Source organism: Rhodovulum adriaticum, assembly GCF_004345735.1.
GTDB classification, from domain to species: domain Bacteria; phylum Pseudomonadota; class Alphaproteobacteria; order Rhodobacterales; family Rhodobacteraceae; genus Rhodovulum; species Rhodovulum adriaticum.
Window position 1 is genome coordinate 74,256 of record NZ_SLXL01000012.1, and the last position, 17,706, is coordinate 91,961.

At 66.2% G+C, this 17,706-nt stretch carries 17 protein-coding genes; 11 read left to right on the forward strand and 6 right to left on the reverse strand.

The window, feature by feature from the left end:
• The first annotated feature begins 22 nt into the window (after nt 1-22).
• The 3 genes from EV656_RS13750 to EV656_RS13760 all read left to right on the forward strand — a co-directional run bounded on the left by EV656_RS13750 (nt 23) and on the right by EV656_RS13760 (nt 3,823).
• Nucleotides 23-1,252 (forward strand): MFS transporter, encoded by a 1,230-nt coding sequence (locus tag EV656_RS13750; RefSeq protein WP_132605085.1) that lies wholly within the window; start codon nt 23-25, stop codon nt 1,250-1,252.
• Between the two features lie 62 nt (nt 1,253-1,314).
• Complete coding sequence (metG, locus tag EV656_RS13755; RefSeq protein WP_132605087.1) at nt 1,315-3,033, forward strand: methionine--tRNA ligase; 1,719 nt, start codon at nt 1,315-1,317, stop codon at nt 3,031-3,033.
• Between the two features lie 40 nt (nt 3,034-3,073).
• Nucleotides 3,074-3,823 carry a sulfotransferase family 2 domain-containing protein gene (locus tag EV656_RS13760; protein ID WP_165919015.1) on the forward strand — a complete coding sequence of 250 codons (750 nt, stop codon included), beginning with the start codon at nt 3,074-3,076 and terminating at the stop codon, nt 3,821-3,823.
• Between the two features lie 10 nt (nt 3,824-3,833).
• Here EV656_RS13760 and EV656_RS13765 read toward each other — a convergent pair whose 3' ends face one another.
• The 4 genes from EV656_RS13765 to EV656_RS13780 form a co-directional block, all read right to left on the reverse strand.
• Nucleotides 3,834-4,799 carry a LysR family transcriptional regulator gene (locus EV656_RS13765; RefSeq protein ID WP_132605091.1) on the reverse strand — a complete coding sequence of 322 codons (966 nt, stop codon included), beginning with the start codon at nt 4,797-4,799 and terminating at the stop codon, nt 3,834-3,836.
• A 30-nt stretch (nt 4,800-4,829) separates the two neighbouring features.
• Nucleotides 4,830-5,375 (reverse strand): polyhydroxyalkanoate synthesis repressor PhaR, encoded by a 546-nt coding sequence (gene phaR / locus EV656_RS13770; protein ID WP_132605093.1) that lies wholly within the window; start codon nt 5,373-5,375, stop codon nt 4,830-4,832.
• 151 nt (nt 5,376-5,526) lie between these two features.
• Nucleotides 5,527-5,970, reverse strand: a complete 444-nt coding sequence (locus EV656_RS13775) for a phasin family protein (RefSeq protein ID WP_132605095.1) — start codon at nt 5,968-5,970, stop codon at nt 5,527-5,529.
• Nucleotides 5,971-6,095: 125 nt separating this feature from the next.
• Nucleotides 6,096-7,898, reverse strand: a complete 1,803-nt coding sequence (locus EV656_RS13780) for a PHA/PHB synthase family protein (protein ID WP_425057186.1) — start codon at nt 7,896-7,898, stop codon at nt 6,096-6,098.
• 98 nt (nt 7,899-7,996) lie between these two features.
• On the opposite strand from EV656_RS13780, the gene phaZ reads away from it, so the two are divergent.
• Complete coding sequence (gene phaZ / locus EV656_RS13785) at nt 7,997-9,265, forward strand: polyhydroxyalkanoate depolymerase (protein WP_132605097.1); 1,269 nt, start codon at nt 7,997-7,999, stop codon at nt 9,263-9,265.
• A gap of 78 nt (nt 9,266-9,343) precedes the next feature.
• Here the strand turns inward: phaZ and EV656_RS13790 are convergent, their stop codons facing one another.
• The gene (locus EV656_RS13790) at nt 9,344-10,093 is read right to left on the reverse strand and encodes an alpha/beta hydrolase (protein ID WP_132605099.1); all 750 of its coding nucleotides are present in this window, start codon (nt 10,091-10,093) and stop codon (nt 9,344-9,346) included.
• 101 nt (nt 10,094-10,194) lie between these two features.
• On the opposite strand from EV656_RS13790, the gene EV656_RS13795 reads away from it, so the two are divergent.
• The 3 genes from EV656_RS13795 (at nt 10,195) to EV656_RS13805 (ending at nt 12,015) form a co-directional block, all read left to right on the forward strand.
• Nucleotides 10,195-11,301, forward strand: a complete 1,107-nt coding sequence (locus EV656_RS13795) for a pyridoxal phosphate-dependent aminotransferase (RefSeq protein ID WP_132605101.1) — start codon at nt 10,195-10,197, stop codon at nt 11,299-11,301.
• Nucleotides 11,302-11,351: 50 nt separating this feature from the next.
• Entirely contained in the window at nt 11,352-11,522 is a 171-nt protein-coding gene (locus EV656_RS13800) for a hypothetical protein (RefSeq protein ID WP_242468980.1), read from the forward strand.
• Nucleotides 11,523-11,622: 100 nt separating this feature from the next.
• The gene (locus EV656_RS13805; protein WP_132605104.1) at nt 11,623-12,015 is read left to right on the forward strand and encodes a DUF6858 family protein; all 393 of its coding nucleotides are present in this window, start codon (nt 11,623-11,625) and stop codon (nt 12,013-12,015) included.
• A gap of 87 nt (nt 12,016-12,102) precedes the next feature.
• On the opposite strand, the gene EV656_RS13810 is transcribed toward EV656_RS13805, so the two are convergent.
• Nucleotides 12,103-13,302, reverse strand: coding sequence for a pyridoxal-phosphate-dependent aminotransferase family protein (locus EV656_RS13810; protein ID WP_132605106.1), 1,200 nt, complete (start codon nt 13,300-13,302; stop codon nt 12,103-12,105).
• 117 nt (nt 13,303-13,419) lie between these two features.
• Between EV656_RS13810 and EV656_RS13815 the strand changes: the two genes are divergently transcribed.
• Genes EV656_RS13815 through EV656_RS13830 form a run of 4 tightly spaced genes read left to right on the forward strand, consistent with a single transcriptional unit; the run spans nt 13,420 to nt 17,463 of the window.
• A complete protein-coding gene (locus EV656_RS13815; RefSeq protein WP_132605108.1) occupies nt 13,420-14,115 on the forward strand; it encodes a phosphatase domain-containing protein in 696 nt (231 codons plus the stop codon).
• A complete protein-coding gene (locus EV656_RS13820) occupies nt 14,112-15,863 on the forward strand; it encodes an ABC transporter ATP-binding protein (RefSeq protein WP_243695709.1) in 1,752 nt (583 codons plus the stop codon). Before EV656_RS13815 ends, EV656_RS13820 begins: the two co-directional genes overlap by 4 nt.
• Nucleotides 15,864-15,911: 48 nt before the next feature.
• Nucleotides 15,912-16,670, forward strand: a complete 759-nt coding sequence (gene ygfZ, locus EV656_RS13825; RefSeq protein WP_132605112.1) for a CAF17-like 4Fe-4S cluster assembly/insertion protein YgfZ — start codon at nt 15,912-15,914, stop codon at nt 16,668-16,670.
• On the forward strand, nt 16,663-17,463 hold the full coding sequence (locus tag EV656_RS13830) for a fructosamine kinase family protein (protein WP_132605114.1): 801 nt from the start codon (nt 16,663-16,665) through the stop codon (nt 17,461-17,463). Before ygfZ ends, EV656_RS13830 begins: the two co-directional genes overlap by 8 nt.
• The last annotated feature ends 243 nt before the right edge of the window (nt 17,464-17,706 follow it).

Consider the following 17,706-nt stretch of genomic DNA (forward strand, 5'->3'; position numbering starts at 1 on the left):
GTAACAGCCTGACACGCGCCTGATGATCTCTTTTGCCGCCCTGTTCCTGTCGGTCGTTCTGCTGCAACTCTCCTCTGGGGGTGTGGGGCCGCTGGATGCGTTGTCGGGGCTGGCCCTGGGCTTTACCACGGCCGAGGTGGGTCTGCTGGGCTCGGCCCATTTCCTGGGCTTCTTTATCGGCTGCTGGTGGGCGCCCCGGTTGATGGGCACGGTGGGCCATTCCCGCGCCTTTGCCGCCTTTACCGCCACGGGCGCGATGGGACTGCTGGCGCATATGATGGTGGTGGATCCGCTGGCCTGGGCGGTGATGCGGGTGGCCACGGGGCTGTGCGTGGCGGGCAGCTACACGGTGATCGAGGCCTGGCTGAACGCCCGCCTGACGAACGAGACGCGGGGCCGCGCCATGGGCAGCTACCGCATCGCCGACATGGGCGCGGCGCTGGCCGCACAGCTGCTGATCGGGGTGCTGCCCCCGGCGGCCTACCTGTCCTACAACCTGCTGGCGTTGATCTGTATCGCGGCCCTGCTGCCGCTGACCCTGTCCACCCTGCGCCCGCCTGAAACCCCCACCGCGCCGCGCCTGCGGCCCCGGCTGGCGATCACGCGCTCGCCGCTGGCCGCGGTGGGCGTGGTGGTCGCGGGGCTGTCGGGGGGCGCGTTCCGCATGATCGGCCCCGTCTACGGGCAAGAGGTGGGCCTGCGCACCGACCAGATCGCGCTGTTCCTGGCGGCCTTCGTGGGCGGCGGCGCGCTGGCGCAATACCCGGTGGGATGGCTGGCCGACCGCTTCGACCGGCGCCGGGTGCTGATCGGGCTGTCGGTGGCCGCGATGGCGACCTGCGGGATCACCGTGGCGTTGAGCGGGGCGGGCACGACGGCGGTCTTCGTGTCGGCGGTGCTGTTCGGGGCGGCCAGCTACCCGGTCTACTCGGTCTCTGCCGCCCATGCCCATGACTGGGCCGAAAGCCACGAAAGGGTGGAACTGTCGGCGGCGCTGATGTTCTTTTTCGCGGTGGGGGCCACGATCTCGCCGCTCTTGGCCTCGGGGCTGATCGACCGTTACGGGCCGGACGCGTTGTTCGCGCTGATCGCAGCCTCTCATGCGGGGCTGGTGATCTTTGGCATCGCGCGCATGTGGGTCCGCCCGGCCAAGGGACCGCGCACCCGCTATGTCTGGACGCCGCGCACCTCTTTCATCATTGGCCGCCTGACCAAACCCAGCCGCGAGGCAGATCGGTCAGACAGCCGCTAGCCTTCGACCGGACCCTGCGTTAAACGGGGCCAACCCAGGAAACAGGCAGGCAGACCCGCAGCATGGCACGTATCCTTATCACCTCGGCGATCCCCTACATCAACGGCATCAAGCATCTGGGCAACCTCGTCGGCAGCCAGTTGCCCGCCGACCTTTACGCCCGCTACGCGCGGGCGCGGGGGCATGAGGTGATGTTCCTGTGCGCAACCGACGAACACGGCACGCCCGCCGAACTGGCCGCCGCCAAGGCCGGCAAACCGGTCGAGGATTACTGCGCCGAGATGCATCAGGTGCAGGCCGACCTGGCGCGCGGCTTCCGGCTGTCCTTTGACCATTTCGGGCGGTCATCCAGCCCGCAGAACCATCGGCTGACACAGTATTTCGCCGGCCGCCTGGCCGAGAACGGCTATATTGAGGAGGTCACGGAACGCCAGGTCTTTTCCAAGGCCGACGACCGCTTTTTGCCCGACCGCTATATCGAGGGCACTTGCCCGAACTGCGGCTATGACAAGGCCCGCGGCGACCAGTGCGAGAACTGCACCAAGCAGCTGGACCCCACCGACCTGATCGACCCGCGCAGCGCGATTTCAGGCTCCACCGACCTGGAGGTGCGCGAAACCAAGCACCTGTATCTGCGGCAGTCCCTGATGAAGGGCGAGCTGGAGGAATGGATCGACTCGAAAACCGACTGGCCGGTGCTGACCACCTCCATCGCCAAGAAATGGCTGCATGACGGCGACGGGTTGCAGGATCGCGGCATCACCCGCGACCTGCATTGGGGCATCCCCGTGAAAAAGGGCGAGGACGACTGGCCGGGGATGGAAGGCAAGGTGTTCTACGTCTGGTTCGACGCCCCCATCGAATACATCGCCGCGGCCGCCGAATGGGCCGAGGCCAACGGCAAGCCCGAGGCCGACTGGCGCCGCTGGTGGCGCACGGACGAGGGAGCCGATGACGTGCGCTATGTCCAGTTCATGGGCAAGGACAACGTCCCCTTCCACACGCTGTCCTTCCCGGCGACGATCATGGGGTCGCGCGATCCGTGGAAGCTGGTCGATTACATCAAGTCGTTCAACTACCTTAATTATGATGGCGGCCAGTTCTCCACCAGCCAGGGGCGCGGCGTGTTCATGGACCAGGCCCTGGCGATCCTGCCCGCCGATTACTGGCGCTGGTGGCTCTTGTCCCATGCGCCCGAAACCTCGGACAGCGAATTCACCTGGGAGAATTTCCAGCAAGCCGTGAACAAGGATCTGGCCGATGTGCTGGGCAATTTCGTGTCCCGCGTCACCAAGTTCTGCCGCTCGAAATTCGGCGAAGAGGTGCCGGCAGGCGGCGCCTGGGGCGCGCGTGAACAAGCGGTGATCGACGAGTTGTCCACCCGCCTGGCCGCCTATCAGGCACATATGGAGGCGATCGAGATCCGCAAGGCCGCGGCCGAGTTGCGCGCGATCTGGGTGGCGGGCAACGAATACCTGCAGGCCGCCGCCCCCTGGGCCGTCTACAAGCAGGATCCCGATGCCGCAGCCGCCATCGTGCGGTTCGCGCTGAACCTGATCCCGCTTTACGCGACGCTGTCCGCGCCTTTCATTCCCGATGCCAGCGACACGCTGCTGACCGCGATGAAGGCAGAGGACGCTGGCTGGCCCGACGACATCGCCGCCGCGCTGGAAACGCTTGCACCCGGCCATGCCTTTGCCGTGCCCGACAACCTGTTCCGCAAGATCGGCGACGACGAACGCGCCGAATGGCAAGAAGAGTTTGCAGGCGTGCGTCGCTAACGCCGCAGGCATATCCCTCGCCAGGACGGAGGTCGCGAACATGGCAAAGAACCGATACCAACGCCGCCTGCGCCGCAGCCTGATGGCCATGGGTGTCGACATCAAGCTGCGCCGGGTGGCCCGAAACAAGGGCCGCCGCCGCATCCACTTTCTGCATATCGGCAAGACGGCTGGCACGCAGATGAAACATGTCGCCCAGCAGGTCAACGCGCAGTCCAAGACGGTTACGCTGGTCAAGCACGGGCATGATGTCTTCCTTAAGGACTTGCCCGAGGACGAAGCCTATTTCTTCTGCATGCGTGATCCGATCAGCCGGTTTCGCTCTGGCTTTTATTCGCGCAAGCGCAAGGGACAGCCCAAGACCTATAACGAGTGGACGGACTACGAACGCGCGGCCTTCGAAACATTCGAGCACGCCAACGACCTGGCAGAAGCGCTGTTCGCCGAAGACGAAACAGGCCTGCGCGCCTTCGGCGCAATGAAATCCATGCGGCACACCGCGCAGAACCAGTCCGACTGGTTCTATTGCTGCGGCAACTTCCTACAGGTGCGCCCGCCCGTCTGGGTTCTACGGCAGGAGAGCTTTGCGCAAGACCTTGAGAAATTCGCAAGCCGCGCGGGGCTGGATGTCGCCTACCATCTGTCAGAGACCCCCGCCCACGCACATCGCAATGACTACAGCGCGGTTCCGCCCCTGTCCGAACGGGCGCATGACAATCTGCGGCGGTGGTATGCACAGGATTTCGAATTGATCCGGGCATGCGAGGCATGGCGCGCGGCCCAGAACTGAGCAGAGGTCGTTAGAGGACCGTCAGCGCACCGGCCAGCCAGGGCACACGCTGCACGGCCGGCGCCACCACCGTTTCGGCCAGCAGCGCCCGCATCCGGGCGGCGATCCGGGCGGGCATGTCGTCCAGCACCCCGGCGCGCGCGGTCAATGCAATCTGGCGCGACAGCGGCGCCCCGGGCAGCGGGTGCAGGTCGACCGCCGCGGCAAAGCGCTGCCCGTGCAGCCAGGCCAGCGGCGTCAGGATAGTCCAGCCCGCACCGCCCGCGACCATGGCAAGGATCGCGTTGTAGCTGTCCAGTTCGAACCGGCCAGCCGGGTTCATGTCCTGCGCCGCCATGTGCGCGGCGATCTGCCGACCCATCTGGTGGCGCTGCGTGTAATGCAGGAACGGAAACCGCATCAGGTGATCCAGCACGCAGCCCTGCGGACCGACCGCCCCCCTGGGCGCCGCGATCACAAAGGGTTCGGACAAGAGCGGGTGCACCTCCATCCACTTGTCGGGCGTGGCCGACTGGGCCGTGACGACGACATCCAGCGCCCGGGCATCCAGCAGGCCCAGCAAACGGTGGCTTGGCCCGGTCTCCAGCTGAAACTGGCTGCGGGTCAATTCCTCGGCCATGCCGGACAGCAGGCGCGGGGTCACGTCGGTTTCGAAATCCTCGATCATGCCCAGCCGCAGCAACGGCAGCGCGGCCAGGTCATGCGCGGCGACCTCGGCCCGGGCCTGCTCGGCCTCGGCCAGAATGGTCCGGGCACGACGCAAGAAGACCTCTCCGGCGGCGGTTGTCGCAAGCGGTCGCGTGCCCCGGTCGATCAGGGCCGCGCCCAACGCCGCCTCCAACGCGGCCAATTGCTGGGAGAGCGCCGAAACGCTGGCCCCCAAACGGCGCGCCGCCGCCGACAGCGTGCCCTCGTCCACGACCGCGACGAAGACCTCAATCCCCCACAAGGTGAACCGGCCCGGCGGCTGGCCCATGGCATGCCCCCCGTGACCGCTGCGTTGGCGTTAGCCGTTCATCCGCGACAGTTTGTCCTGCAACTCGGCAAGCTGGCGCTTTATCTCGTTCAGGTCGTCCCCGCCCCCCTCGCCATCCGGGCCGGTACCGGCGCCGCCGGTCCATCCGCCGGTCATCGCTTTCAGAAAGGCCTCTTGCTGCGCGCGCATCGCCTCGAAGCCGGGCATGGCCGCCATCGGGTTCATGGCGTTCATGTTCTCCATCATCTTCGACTGGCCCTCGCGCAACATCTCGAAGCTGGAGGCCAGGAATTGCGGCACGACACTTTGCGCAGAGGTAGTGTAGCTGCGCACCAGATCGGTCAAGACATTGATCGGAAGAACGTTTTCGCCCTTGCTTTCATGCTCGGCAATGATCTGCAGCAGGTATTGGCGGGTCAGGTCATCCCCGCTTTTCAGATCGACGATCTGCACCTCGCGGCCCTCGCGAATGACGCGGGCGATATCCTCCAGCGTCACGTAATCGCTGGTTTCAGTATTGTAGAGACGGCGACTTGCGTAGCGCTTGATCAGCAAAGGCTGTTTCGCGTCGGTCACGGGTACGTCCTCCTCCTCGCAATGCCGCGTGTGCAGCACATCGTAAGGTAGACGCTGCGGAAGCAAAAAAAAAGGGCAGGCGCATGGCGCCTGCCCGGGAAACCCGTCGACAGGGAGGAGGAGTCGCGGGAAATCCTTGAAACCGGACCGATCAGGCGGTGGTGGCCTTCTTGGCGGCTTTCGTCGCTTCGGCGGTGGCCTTCTTCACCGCGGCGGTCGCGTCTTCCGAGAAGTCCTTGCCGGCGGCCAGCATCAGCTCGACGGTTTCCATCTGGACCTTCTTGGCGACCTCGGCGAAGGCGGCCATGTTCTCGGCGGCGGCTTCGGCGCTGGCCGAGGCGAAATCGGTCATCGCTTTGGTGTAATCGGTGGGCTCGTCCTTGACGGTGGTCATGGCGCCCATCTGGGACAGGGTGTCCTTGGTCCACTTGGACGAGATCTCGGTCGATTTTTCAGCGGCTTCCAGGGCCACTTTCGACATCTTCTCGGCCAGGGCGGCCTGGGTCTTGAACGCGTCCTGCATGGCCTTGGGGTCCATGGAGAAGGACGACATCATGTCTTGCATCATCTTGGTGAAATCTTGCGCGTCAGCCATTGTAACTCTCCTTCGTGGCGGGCGGGCACCCCGCCGTTTTTGATCCTGAGAAGAAGATACATGCTGCAGCGCAGCATTTCAAGGTTTTTTGCTGCAGCGCAGCATATTTCGCGCAACCCCTTGCCCTAGGACGGTTTTCCCCCGATCACATAGGTTCCCGGCGCATCGCACAAACCCTCGCCGGGGTCGCGCGCGGGCACTTTCTTGCCGGATCGGCGGGTCAGCCACGCATCCCAGCGGGGCCACCAGGACCCCTCGTTGAAATCGGCCCCGGCGCGCCAATCGGCGGCCGACAGATCCTTGAGCGGGGCCTCGCTGGTGTAGTGGCCATATTTCTTCTTGCTGGGCGGGTTCACGATCCCGGCGATATGCCCGGATTGCGACAGGATAAACGTCTTGGACCGCGCGCCCATCTTGCGCACCCCTTCGTAAGAGGCGTTCCAGGCCGCGATATGATCGGTTTCGCAGGCCACGGCACAAACCGGCACCTTCACCTCGGAAATCTTCACCTTCTCGCCGCAGATGGTGAAACCGTCGCGCGCGAAACAGTCGTTCTGGCAAAGCCCGCGCAGGTATTCCATCACCATCGTCGCGGGCAGATTGGTGGAATCCCCGTTCCAGTAAAGCAGGTCAAAGGCCGGCGGCGCCTCGCCCATCATGTAGCTGCGGATCGCCGGCCGGTAGATCAGGTCGTTCGAGCGCAGGTAGGAAAAGGTGCGCGACATGAAGAAACTGTCGAGATAGCCCTTTTCTGTCACCTCCCGCTCGATCCCGTCGACGAAATCGTTGTCCAGGAACACGCCCACCTCTCCCTGGTCGGAGAAATCCGTCAGCGTGGTAAAGAAGGTGGCCGAGCGGACCGACGTATCGCCGCGACGCGCCATCAGCGCAAGCGTCAGCGCCAGCGTGGTGCCCGCGATGCAGTACCCGACAAGGTTGACCTTGTCCTCGCCGGTAAGCGCCTTGGCCTGCGCGATCGCGGTCAGGTAGCCCTCTTCGACATAGTCGTCCATCCCGACCGCCGCGTAGGATGGATCGGGATTCACCCAGGAAACCACGAAAACAGTATAGCCCTGATCCACCAGCCACTTTATCAGCGATTTCTGCGGGTTCAGGTCCAGCACGTAAAACTTGTTGATCCAGGGCGGAAAGATCACCAGCGGCGTGGCATGCACCGTTTCGGTGGTCGGCGCATACTGGATCATCTCCATCAGGCGGTTGCGAAACACCACCTTGCCCGGCGTGGTGCCCAGGTTTTCCCCTACGCGAAAGGCGTTCTTGTCGGCCAGCGACACCAGGATCTCGCCGTCATTGGCCTCGATGTCGCGCACCAGGTTTTCCAACCCATCGACCAGCGACTGCCCCTCGGTTTCCACCGCGCGGGATAGCGCCTCGGGGTTGGTGCCCAGGAAATTGGTGGGCGAGAACAGGTCGACGATCTGCTGGGTGAAATACTCCAGCCGCTTGGCATCGGCGGTATCCAGCCCCTCGATATCCTTCACCGCGCGATGGATCGCCTCGGCGTTCATCAGGTATTGCTGCTTGATGAAGTTGAAATAGGGATGCGTCTTCCACAGGGGGTTGGCAAAGCGCGGATCGTCCGGCGTTTCGTCCGGGGGCGCCTGCAGCGTGCCGCGCACCAGCGCCTGCTGGGCCTCGACATAGTGTTTCAGCGCCTTGCCCCAGTAGGAAACCTGATGCTCGATCAGCTTGGACGGATTCTGCATCACCTCGGCCATGTAGGCCGCCGCAGCCTTCATGTAGAGTTCCTGCCCCGGTCCCTGAAGGTTCGGATCGACGCGCCGCTTCGTCGAAACCGCAGATACCAGCCGCTCCGTCAACTCCTCCAGCTTGGCGATATTCTCGTTCATCCGTTCCAGATTGGCGGATTGTGTCTCGTTCGTGGGGGCGTCATCTTGTGTTGTCACGGCGCGCTTTCCCTTTTACCTTTGCACATGCAGCAAAGCCGCCTCCCCGGCCGTCGCTGCCCCGCATCTCCGATATACTATCGGAAAAGGAGTGGCGAATGAAATACATGGCGACCTACGACCTGATGGAGACGGCGCGCAACACCAACCAATGGCTGGGCGCGACCGCGCAGGCACTGGGATCCTACCCTGCGGTCAGCCTGTGGCCGAACCCGTTCTTCAAGATGGTCGCCGCCTGGGGCGAGGTGACGGAACGCACCTTTGCCCGGATGGTCGCCAAGCCGGACTGGAACATCAATTCCGTGGTCGGCGCGGACGGGCGCGACCATATCGTGTCGGTGGAAAAACGGGTCACGCGCCCCTTTGGCGACCTGATTCAGTTCCAGGTCCATGGCCGCCCGCAAAAGGCCCGGCGCGTGCTGCTGGTCGCGCCGATGTCGGGGCATTACGCGACGCTTCTGCGCTCCACCGTGGCCAGCCTGCTGCCCGATTGCGAGGTTTTTGTCACCGACTGGCATAACGCGCGCGATATTCCCGTGTCCGCAGGCAAGTTCGACGTGGAGGACTACACCCTCTACCTTGTCGATTTCATGAAACATCTGGGCCCCGACACCCATGTCATCGCGGTTTGCCAGCCTGCGCCGCTGACCCTGGCGGCCACCGCCTATCTGGCTGGCGACGATCCGGCGGCGCAGCCCCGCTCGCTGACGCTGATCGGCGGGCCGATCGACCCGGACGCCGCGCAAACCGATGTCACCGATTTCGGTCGGCGGATCACCATGGGCCAACTGGAACAACTGGCGATCCAGCGCGTCGGGTTCAAATACGCGGGCGCCGGGCGGCTGGTCTATCCGGGGCTCTTGCAACTGGCCTCGTTCATGTCGATGAACGGCGACCGCCACTCGCGCGCCTTTTCCGAGCAGGTGATGAAGGTCGCCAAGGGCGAGGCGGGTGATCACGACAAGCACAACCGCTTTTACGACGAATACCTGGCGGTGATGGACATGACGGCCGAGTTCTACCTGTCCACGGTGGAACGGGTCTTCAAACGGCGCGAGATCGCGCAGAACATGTTCGAGGTGGCAGGCCGCCGCGTCGACATCGGCGCGATCACCGAGGTTGCCGTCAAGACCGTCGAAGGCGCGAATGACGACATCTCGGCCCCCGGCCAGTGCATCGCCGCGCTGGACCTGTGCACCGGCCTGCCCGACAGCAAGAAGGCCAGCCACCTGGAACCCGGCGCGGGCCATTACGGCATCTTCGCGGGCAAAAGCTGGCGCAACAACATCCGCCCGCTGGTGCTGGATTTCATCGACGCCAATTCCGGCAGCCCGGAACCGCGGCGGGCGCATCTGAAATCGGTCTGAGCCAGAGGCCGCGCCCAAGGGCGCGGCGCGCCTGCGGCGCATGGGTATTTGTACCAAGAAGAAGGGGAAAGGCGCGCGTCAGGCGGGCAACAGTTCTGAAATCGCCTGTTCGACCAGCGCCAGATTGTCGGGTTCGGAAAACCTGTGATCGGCGCCCTTGACCAGTGTCAGGCGCGCATCCGCGCAGTCGATGTGGTCCAGCAGGCGCAGGGCGGTGGCGACCTCGACATCCTCGTCCGCGGTGCCCTGCAACAGCCGCACCGGGAAGGGCAAGCGCAGGGGATCGCGCAGGACCAGGTTCTCGCGCCCATCCTCGATCAGGCGGCGGGTGATCGTGTAGGGGCTGTCGTCGTAACCGGAGGGGATCTCGATCCGGCCAGCCCCCATGATCGTGGCGCGCTGATCCTCGGCGAACGAGGCCCACATGCTGTCCTCGGTGAAATCCGGCGCCGCGGCGATGCCCACCAGCCCCACCACCCGTTCGGGCAGAGCGCGCGCCAATAACAGCGCGATCCATCCCCCCATGGACGAGCCCACCAGAACCTGCGGCCCGTCGGTCAGCGCGGTGATCGCCGTTTCGGCATCCTGCGCCCAATCGCCGATGCAGCCCTCGGCAAAGGCGCCAGAGCTTTGCCCGTGGCCGGAATAGTCGAAGCGCAGGAAGGCCTGACCGCGCGCACGCGCCCAAGCCTCCAGGTGCTGCGCCTTGGTGCCCGTCATGTCGGACATGAACCCGCCCAGGAACACAACGCCGGGGCCTGCCCCGTCGGTCCGGTGATAGGCCAGGCGGCGGCCTTGCGGGGTGTCCAGATAGGCGGGCGCGGTCATGTCATTCTCCGTTCTGCTGTCCCGAGTGAGGGTAGGCAGCCCCCTGCCCGCCCGCAAGGGCCGCCCTTGCCCAGCCCCGCGATTCGGGTCATCAGTGATCCATGACCGGACCCCGTTACACCCCGCTTGCCGCCAGCCTGCCCGCGACCGTGCCCTTTGTCGGGCCGGAAACGCAGGAACGCAGCCGCGGCCGCCCCTTTCGCGCGCGGCTGGGCGCGAATGAAAGCCTCTTCGGTCCCTCGCCCCGCGCGCTGGCCGCGATGCAGGAAGAGGCGCGGTATATCTGGAAATATGGCGACGCGCAGAACCACGACCTGCGCGCGGCGCTGGCCGGCGCGTTGAACGTCGCCCCCGAGAACATCATGGTCGGCGAGGGCATCGACGGGCTGCTGGGATATCTGGTGCGGCTGCTGGTGGCGCCGGGCGATGCGGTCGTCACCTCTGCCGGCGCCTACCCCACCTTCAACTACCATGTGGCGGGCTTTGGCGGTGTGCTGCACAAGGTGCCCTATGCCGGCAACCACGAGGATCCCGATGCGCTGATCGCCAAGGCGGCCGAGGTCGGGGCCAAGCTTGTCTACCTGGCCAATCCCGACAACCCCATGGGCAGTTGGCATTCGGCGGACCGGGTGCACGCCATGATAGAGGCCGTGCCCGAAGGCACAGTCATGGTGCTGGACGAGGCCTATGTCGAGTTCGCCCCCGAGGGCACCGCGCCCGCCATCGACCCCGACGATCCGCGCGTGATCCGCTTTCGCACCTTTTCCAAGGCGCACGGGATGGCAGGCGCGCGCGTTGGCTATGCCATCGCGGCGGCACCGCTGATCGCCTCCTTCGACAAGGTGCGAAACCATTTCGGCATGTGCCGGATCAGTCAGGCCGGTGCGCTGGCCTCGCTGCGGGACCGGGCCTGGCTGGACGAGGTATGCGCCCAAGTCGCCGCCTCGCGCGAGCGGATCGCGCGGATCGCCAGGGACAATGCGCTGACCGCGCTGCCCTCGGCCACCAATTTCGTTGCGGTGGATTGCGGGGCGGACGGCGATTTTGCCCGGCGCGTGCTGGCCGAACTGGCCGAACGTGACGTGTTCGTGCGCATGCCGGGCGTGGCGCCGCTGGATCGGTGCATCCGCATCTCGGCCGGGCCGGACGACCAACTGGACGTGCTGGCTGAGGAACTGCCCCGGGCGCTGGCGGCGGCGCGCGGCTGAGTTACGCGAAGGTGATGACGCGACCGCCCGCCCCGTGGCAGGATGGCGTCATGGACGACCGGCCGCAAAGACGCGTCGAGAATTACACCGTCCCCTTCCTGATCGTGGCCGGGGTGTTCCTGTTCTTTGCCCTGCTCGTGGTTTGGGAATTATGGGGCTACAACCGCGCCCTTGCGCTGGCGCTGGCATTGTGGGTGGCCTTGCGTGTCACATCCGCGTGAATTTGCCACAAGCCCCATCGCAAAACCTGACTGAAAAATGCATGTATTCCGCGAGCGCCTCTTCGCGCGCCTGCGGATCCACCAACAGTCAGGACATGACATGCGACAGACCCTTCTGATGGAGAAATACCCGGTCTTCGATCTGGACCTGGACAAGAGCGAAACCACCTGCACCAGCGTGGACGACATCCTGGACCGGCTGAAGGCCAAGATCGACGCCCATCCCAAGGTCGCCTATATAGCCACGTTCGACCATTATAGCCACACCCAGTCCATCGACGGCACCATCGCCGAGGACATCAAGGACGCGCGCAACATCGTGTTCTGCTTTGGCGTGGCGCTGCCCAACGCCCATGTTCTGGCCGTGCGCCCGCGCTCTATCGGGGTGGCCGACCTCGGCGACCGTTTCCATATCTGCTTCATGGAACCGCCGATGGAAGTGGCCACCAAGGAAATGGAAGCGTGGTGCCGGGAACTGGTGGACAAGACCTGATCTCAGCAGGGCCGAGGCCCCCCGACATTTCGACTGCGTGAAAGGCCGTGCCCCTGTCGGGCACGGTCTTTTCTGTTTGGGCGGGGCCTAGCGCCCCGCGACGACCGCCGCCGCCGCGCCCAGGGCGCCGCGCCCGTGGGGGATATCCAGCGCGTCCAGCCCGGCCTCTATGCTGCCAAGCGCACCCAGCACCATATGCGCGTTCACATGCCCCATATGCGCAATGCGGAAGAAGCCATGCCAGGCCGGATCGCCGGGGGCCGCCATGCCCAGGCCGATGCCCAGGGTAACGCCGGCGGTCTCGCTCAGCCATTCGCGCAGGGCCGTGCCGTTCGGCGCCCCCAGCTGAACCGCGGTCACGGCATGGCTGCGGCAGGCGGGATCGGCGATATTGGCCTCCATCGGGCCATCGGCACCCCAGGCATCGATGGCGGCCCAGACGGTGCGGGCCAGCCGTTCGTGGCGGGCCCAGGCGGCCTGCATCCCCTCTTCCTGCACCAGCATGTCCAGCGCGGCGCGCAGGCCGTACAGGTGGTGCGTGGGCGCGGTGCCCCAGAAATACTGGTAGAATTCCTGCGGATCGGCGCGCATCCGCCAATCCCAGTATTGCGTCGCCATGTCGGCGCGCGCCCGCGCGGCCTCGGCCCGGTCGTTGAAAAAGACGAAGCCCAGGCCGGGCGGCACCATCAGCCCCTTCTGGCAGGCCGACACCATCACGTCGACGCCCCAATCGTCCATCTCGAACCGGTCGCAGCCCAGCGAGGCGATACAATCGACCATCAGCAGCGCCGGGTGACCCGCCGCGTCCAGCGCCGCGCGCAAGCCCGCGATGTCGTTCTTCACGCTGGTCGCGGTGTCCACATGGACAACCGTGACGGCGCGGATTTCATGGGCGCGGTCCTCGGCCAGCCGGGCGGCGACACGGTCCAGGTCCACGGGCGCGCGCTTGCCGAAATCCATCACCTCGACATCGGCGCCCAGGCCCTGCGCCACCTCTGCCCAACCATGGCCGAACCGCCCCGTCGCCAGGGCAAGGATCTTGTCGCCCCGGGCCAGGACGTTGGCAAGCCCGGCCTCCCACGCGCCATGGCCGTTGGAAATATACATCGCCACCTTGTGCCGGGTGCGCGCCACGGCCCGCAGGTCCGGCAGCAGGCTTTCCAGCAGTTGCACCATCGCGCCACCATGGATTTCCGGGGCGGGGCGGTGCATGGCCTGCAACACGCGATCCGGGATGACGGAAGGGCCGGGAATGGCAAGATAGGGGCGGCCGTGGGAAAGGGGCATGGGCGACTCCGGATTGAACCGCATTCCAGTTAGGCCCGGGCACGCCGGGCGTCAATCGCTTGTCACAGCGGGCCATCCGGGCTATCCCCCTAGCCTGTTTGCCGCCGTCGGAGCGCCATGACCAACCTTCTCAAATCCCGCCTCGACGCTTTAGAGCGCTACATGCGGCGCAAGCTGGATGGCGACATTTCCACCCCGGCCGGGCGGCGGGCCGCGTTCTGGCATTTCCAGCTGATGGACCATGCGTTCCTGCGCATCCTGTGGACCAACCTGCACGAAATCGCACCGGGGATCTGGCGCTCGAACCAGCCGGACCGCCGGCGGCTGCATCGTTATCACGCGATGGGCATTCGTACCGTCGTGTCGCTGCGCGCCGCTACCCCGTCCAGCCATATGCTGTTCGAACAGGAAACCTGCGCCGAGCTGGGGATGACCTTTCTGACCGCCACGATCCGCGCCCGGCGCCTGTTGCCGCCCGAACGCTATCTGGCGCTGCTGGACATCTTTGAAACCGCCGAACGGCCGCTATTGTTCCATTGCAAATCCGGCGCCGACCGGGCCGGGCTGGCCGCAGCGCTGTATCTGATGCATATCGAGGGCAAATCGGTGGAAGAGGCCGCAAAGATGCTGTCGCCGCGCTACCTGCACTCGCGCAACACGCGTACCGGCATCCTGGATCACATGCTGGCCGCCTATGCCGCGGATACCGCCGACCGCCCCATGCCGATCCGTGAATGGCTGGAAACCCGCTACGACGCGGCAGCCATCACCGAGGATTTCAAGCGCTGGCAAGCCGCCGGGGGCCGGCGGTGAGCCCGGCGCAGGACGGCGGCACGCTCCTGCGCTGGATCTGGGCGGGCTACCTGCGGCGCCATCTGCCCCTGATCGGCCTGGCCCTTGCGCTGATGACGATCGAGGGCGCGATGCTGGGGCTGCTCAGCTATCTCATCAAGCCGATGTTCGACGACATCTTCGTGGCCGGCAATCGCGGCGCGATCCCGCTGGTTGCCAGCGCCGTCTTCGGGGTGTTCCTGATCCGCGCGGGCGCGGGGTTTTCCCAGCGGGTGCTAATGGCGCGGGTCGGGCAACGGGTGATGGCCGCAATCCAGCACGACCTGGTGCGCCACATGCTGACGCTGGACAGCCTGTGGTTCCAGAAAACGCCCCCCGGCCACCTGATCGAACGGGTGCGCGGCGACACGCTGGTCATCGCCAATATCTGGAACACGGTCCTTGCCGCGGCGGGGCGGGACGCGGTCGCGCTGTTGTCGCTTTTCGCGGTGGCCCTGTCGATCGACTGGCTGTGGACGCTGATCGCGGTGGCCGGCGTGCCGCTGCTGGTGGTGCCGATCATGGCGCTGCAACGCTGGGTGCGCCGCACCACCCGCAACGCGCGCGGCGCGGCGGCGCATATCTCCACCCGGCTGGACGAGATCTTTCACGGGATGACCACGATCAAGCTGAACCGGATGGAACGGCGCGAGGCCGACCGCTTCGGCCAATCGGTGGACCGGTTCGTGCATGCGCAGATCCGGTCCGAGGCCGGGCAGGCCGGCATTCCGGCCCTGATGGACATCGTGGCGGGCCTGGGGTTCCTGGGCGTGCTCAGCTATGGCGGATTGCAGATCATCGACGGCGACAAGACCGTGGGCGAGTTCATGAGCTTCTTCACCGCGATGGCGCTGGTGTTCGAGCCGCTGCGCCGGATCGGCCGCGTTTCGGGCGCATGGCAGGCCGCGCTGGCCAGCCTGGAACGCCTGTATGCCGTCTTTCTGGAACGGCCCACCATTCTGTCGCCCGCGCGCCCGGCCCGCCTGCCCGCCCCGGGTGGCGCCTGCGATATCGGCTTTCGGGACGTGCATCTGGCCTATGACGACACGCCCGTCCTGAACGGGCTGAGTTTCACGGCCAAGGCGGGCGCGGTCACGGCCCTGGTCGGCCCCTCGGGGGCGGGCAAATCGACCGTGTTCAACCTGCTGACCCGTCTGATCGAACCGCAGCGGGGCCAGATCACCCTGGGCGGTGTCGCGGTAGAAACGCTGGAACTGTACGATCTGCGCGACCAGTTTTCCGTGGTCACGCAAGAGGCGCCGCTGTTCGACGAAACCATCCGCGACAATATCTGCCTTGGCCGCGATGTGCCCCAGGACCGGCTGGACGAGGTGCTGCGCGCCGCCCATGTCATCGACTTCCTGCCCGCGCTGCCCGACGGTCTGAACAGCCCCGCGGGGCCGCGCGGATCCAACCTGTCGGGGGGGCAGCGCCAGCGGGTGGCGATCGCGCGGGCCTTGCTGCGCGACGCCCCGATCCTGCTGATGGACGAGGCGACATCGGCCCTGGATGCGCAATCGGAAAAGGCCGTGCAAGAGGCGCTGGAGCGGCTCAGCCAGGGCCGGACCACGCTGGTTATCGCGCACCGGCTGGCCACCGTGCGCAATGCCGACAAGATCGTCGTGATGGACAAGGGCCGCCTGGTCGAGGAAGGGCCGCACCAGGCGCTGCTGGACCGGGGCGGGCTGTATGCCGGGCTGTACAAACTGCAATTCGCCTCGGAAAGCTGAGCGCCCTGCCCTATGTTCGCGGTAGGGAGGGACCAGAAGGAGACCGACATGCAGGACGAAACTGCCACCGACCGCACCGTGTTCAGCCTTACCGGGGGCGACCGGATCCATTTCCTGCAAGGGCTTGTCACCAACGATGTCAGCGACCTGTCCGGGCGGCTGGTCTATGCCGCGCTGCTCAGCCCGCAGGGCAAGTACCTGGCCGATTTCTTCCTGACCGCGCAGGGAGAGGCGATCCTGCTGGACGTGAAAACCGACCTTGCCCCCGCGCTGGCCCGACGACTGGGCATGTACAAGCTGCGCGCCGATGTGCAGATCGCCGAAACCGGCCTGCATGTGATCCGCGGGCTGGGCACGCCCCCTGCGGGCGCCCTGCCCGATCCGCGCGCGACTGAACTGGGCTGGCGCGCCTATGCCGATACCCCCGCAGGCCCCGAAACCACCGACTGGGACGCGCTGCGCGTGACCCATTGCATCCCCGAAAGCGGGGTCGAGCTGATCCCAGACGACACCTACATCCTGGAGGCCGGGTTTGAGCGGCTGAACGGCGTCGATTTCCACAAGGGTTGCTATGTCGGGCAAGAGGTCACCGCCCGGATGAAACACAAGACCGACTTGAAAAAGGGTCTTGTGACCGTGTCCATCACAGGTGCGGCCCCCGTGGGCAGCGAGATTACCGCCGGGGACAAGCCCGCAGGCACGCTATTCACCCAGTCGGGCGGGCGGGCCATCGCCCATCTGCGCTATGACCGGGCCGAGGGCTTGATGCAGGCCGGGGACGCGACGCTGACCTGGGATCATGGCTGACCGCGCCAGACTGGCGGACCTGCTGGGCCAGCCGGTGGCAGCGGTCACGCCCCTGCATGGCGGCGACCTGTCGGAGGTGTGCGAAATCTGTCTGGCCGATGGCACCGCGCTGGTGGTCAAAACCGGCCCGCTGGTGGCGGCCGAGGCGCGGATGCTAACGGCCATCGCCCGGACCGGCGCCCCCGCGCCCGGCGTCATTGCGCAATCGGGCGACCTGCTGGTGATGGAACGGCTGGTTGAAACCCGCCCTCACCCGGCGGGCTGGGCGGCCCTGGGCGCCGCGCTGAAGGCCCTGCATGCCAGCACCGGCACCGCCTATGGCTGGGCGGAGGATTACGCCTTTGGCCCCGCCGCGATCCCCAACGCGCCGTTGCAGAACTGGCCCGCCTTTTGGGCCGAGCGCCGCCTGCTGGCCTGGCCCCAGGCGCTGCCCCGCGACATTGCCCGGCGGCTAGAGGCCCTGGCCACCCGCCTGCCCGACCTGCTGCCACATCACCCGGCGCCCGCGCTGCTGCATGGGGATCTGTGGACCGGGAACGTGCTGTTCACCGCAAATGGCGCCGCGCTGATCGACCCGGCCTGTTACCATGGCGATGCCGAGGTGGACCTGGCCATGCTGCACTTGTTTGGCAAGCCCGGCCCCGGTTTTGCCGACACCTACGGCGCGCTGGCGCCGGGATGGCAGGATCGGCGCGCGATCTACACCCTTTGGCCCGCGCTGGTGCACCTGCGCCTGTTCGGCTCGGGCTATCGCGGGATGGTCGAGAACTGCCTGAGCCAAGTAAAGGCCTGACACGCCCCTTTGGCCCAACGGAAACCCTGTTTGCGACGCGCACGGCACGGCCCCCCGGTCACACAGCGCACGCTTCGAACAGCCCGGCTATCCTGTTCTTCTTCTTGGCGAAAATACCCGGGGGTCCGGGGGCAGCGCCCCCGGCGGGGGGGGGGGGGGGGGGCGCCCCCCCCCCCCCCCCCCCCCGGCCCCCCCCCCCCCCCCCCCCCCCCCCCCCCCCCCCCCCCCCCCCCCCCCCCCCCC

Coding starts and splice junctions, on each gene's coding strand:
- EV656_RS13750 (WP_132605085.1), top strand. CDS start 23: ATGATCTCTTTTGCCGCCCTGTTCCTGTCGGTCGTTCTGCTGCAACTC.
- metG (WP_132605087.1), top strand. CDS start 1,315: ATGGCACGTATCCTTATCACCTCGGCGATCCCCTACATCAACGGCATC.
- EV656_RS13760 (WP_165919015.1), top strand. CDS start 3,074: ATGGCAAAGAACCGATACCAACGCCGCCTGCGCCGCAGCCTGATGGCC.
- EV656_RS13765 (WP_132605091.1), bottom strand. CDS start 4,799: ATGGGCCAGCCGCCGGGCCGGTTCACCTTGTGGGGGATTGAGGTCTTC.
- EV656_RS13775 (WP_132605095.1), bottom strand. CDS start 5,970: ATGGCTGACGCGCAAGATTTCACCAAGATGATGCAAGACATGATGTCG.
- phaZ (WP_132605097.1), top strand. CDS start 7,997: ATGAAATACATGGCGACCTACGACCTGATGGAGACGGCGCGCAACACC.
- EV656_RS13790 (WP_132605099.1), bottom strand. CDS start 10,093: ATGACCGCGCCCGCCTATCTGGACACCCCGCAAGGCCGCCGCCTGGCC.
- EV656_RS13795 (WP_132605101.1), top strand. CDS start 10,195: ATGACCGGACCCCGTTACACCCCGCTTGCCGCCAGCCTGCCCGCGACC.
- EV656_RS13800 (WP_242468980.1), top strand. CDS start 11,352: ATGGACGACCGGCCGCAAAGACGCGTCGAGAATTACACCGTCCCCTTC.
- EV656_RS13805 (WP_132605104.1), top strand. CDS start 11,623: ATGCGACAGACCCTTCTGATGGAGAAATACCCGGTCTTCGATCTGGAC.
- EV656_RS13810 (WP_132605106.1), bottom strand. CDS start 13,302: ATGCCCCTTTCCCACGGCCGCCCCTATCTTGCCATTCCCGGCCCTTCC.
- EV656_RS13815 (WP_132605108.1), top strand. CDS start 13,420: ATGACCAACCTTCTCAAATCCCGCCTCGACGCTTTAGAGCGCTACATG.
- ygfZ (WP_132605112.1), top strand. CDS start 15,912: ATGCAGGACGAAACTGCCACCGACCGCACCGTGTTCAGCCTTACCGGG.
- EV656_RS13830 (WP_132605114.1), top strand. CDS start 16,663: ATGGCTGACCGCGCCAGACTGGCGGACCTGCTGGGCCAGCCGGTGGCA.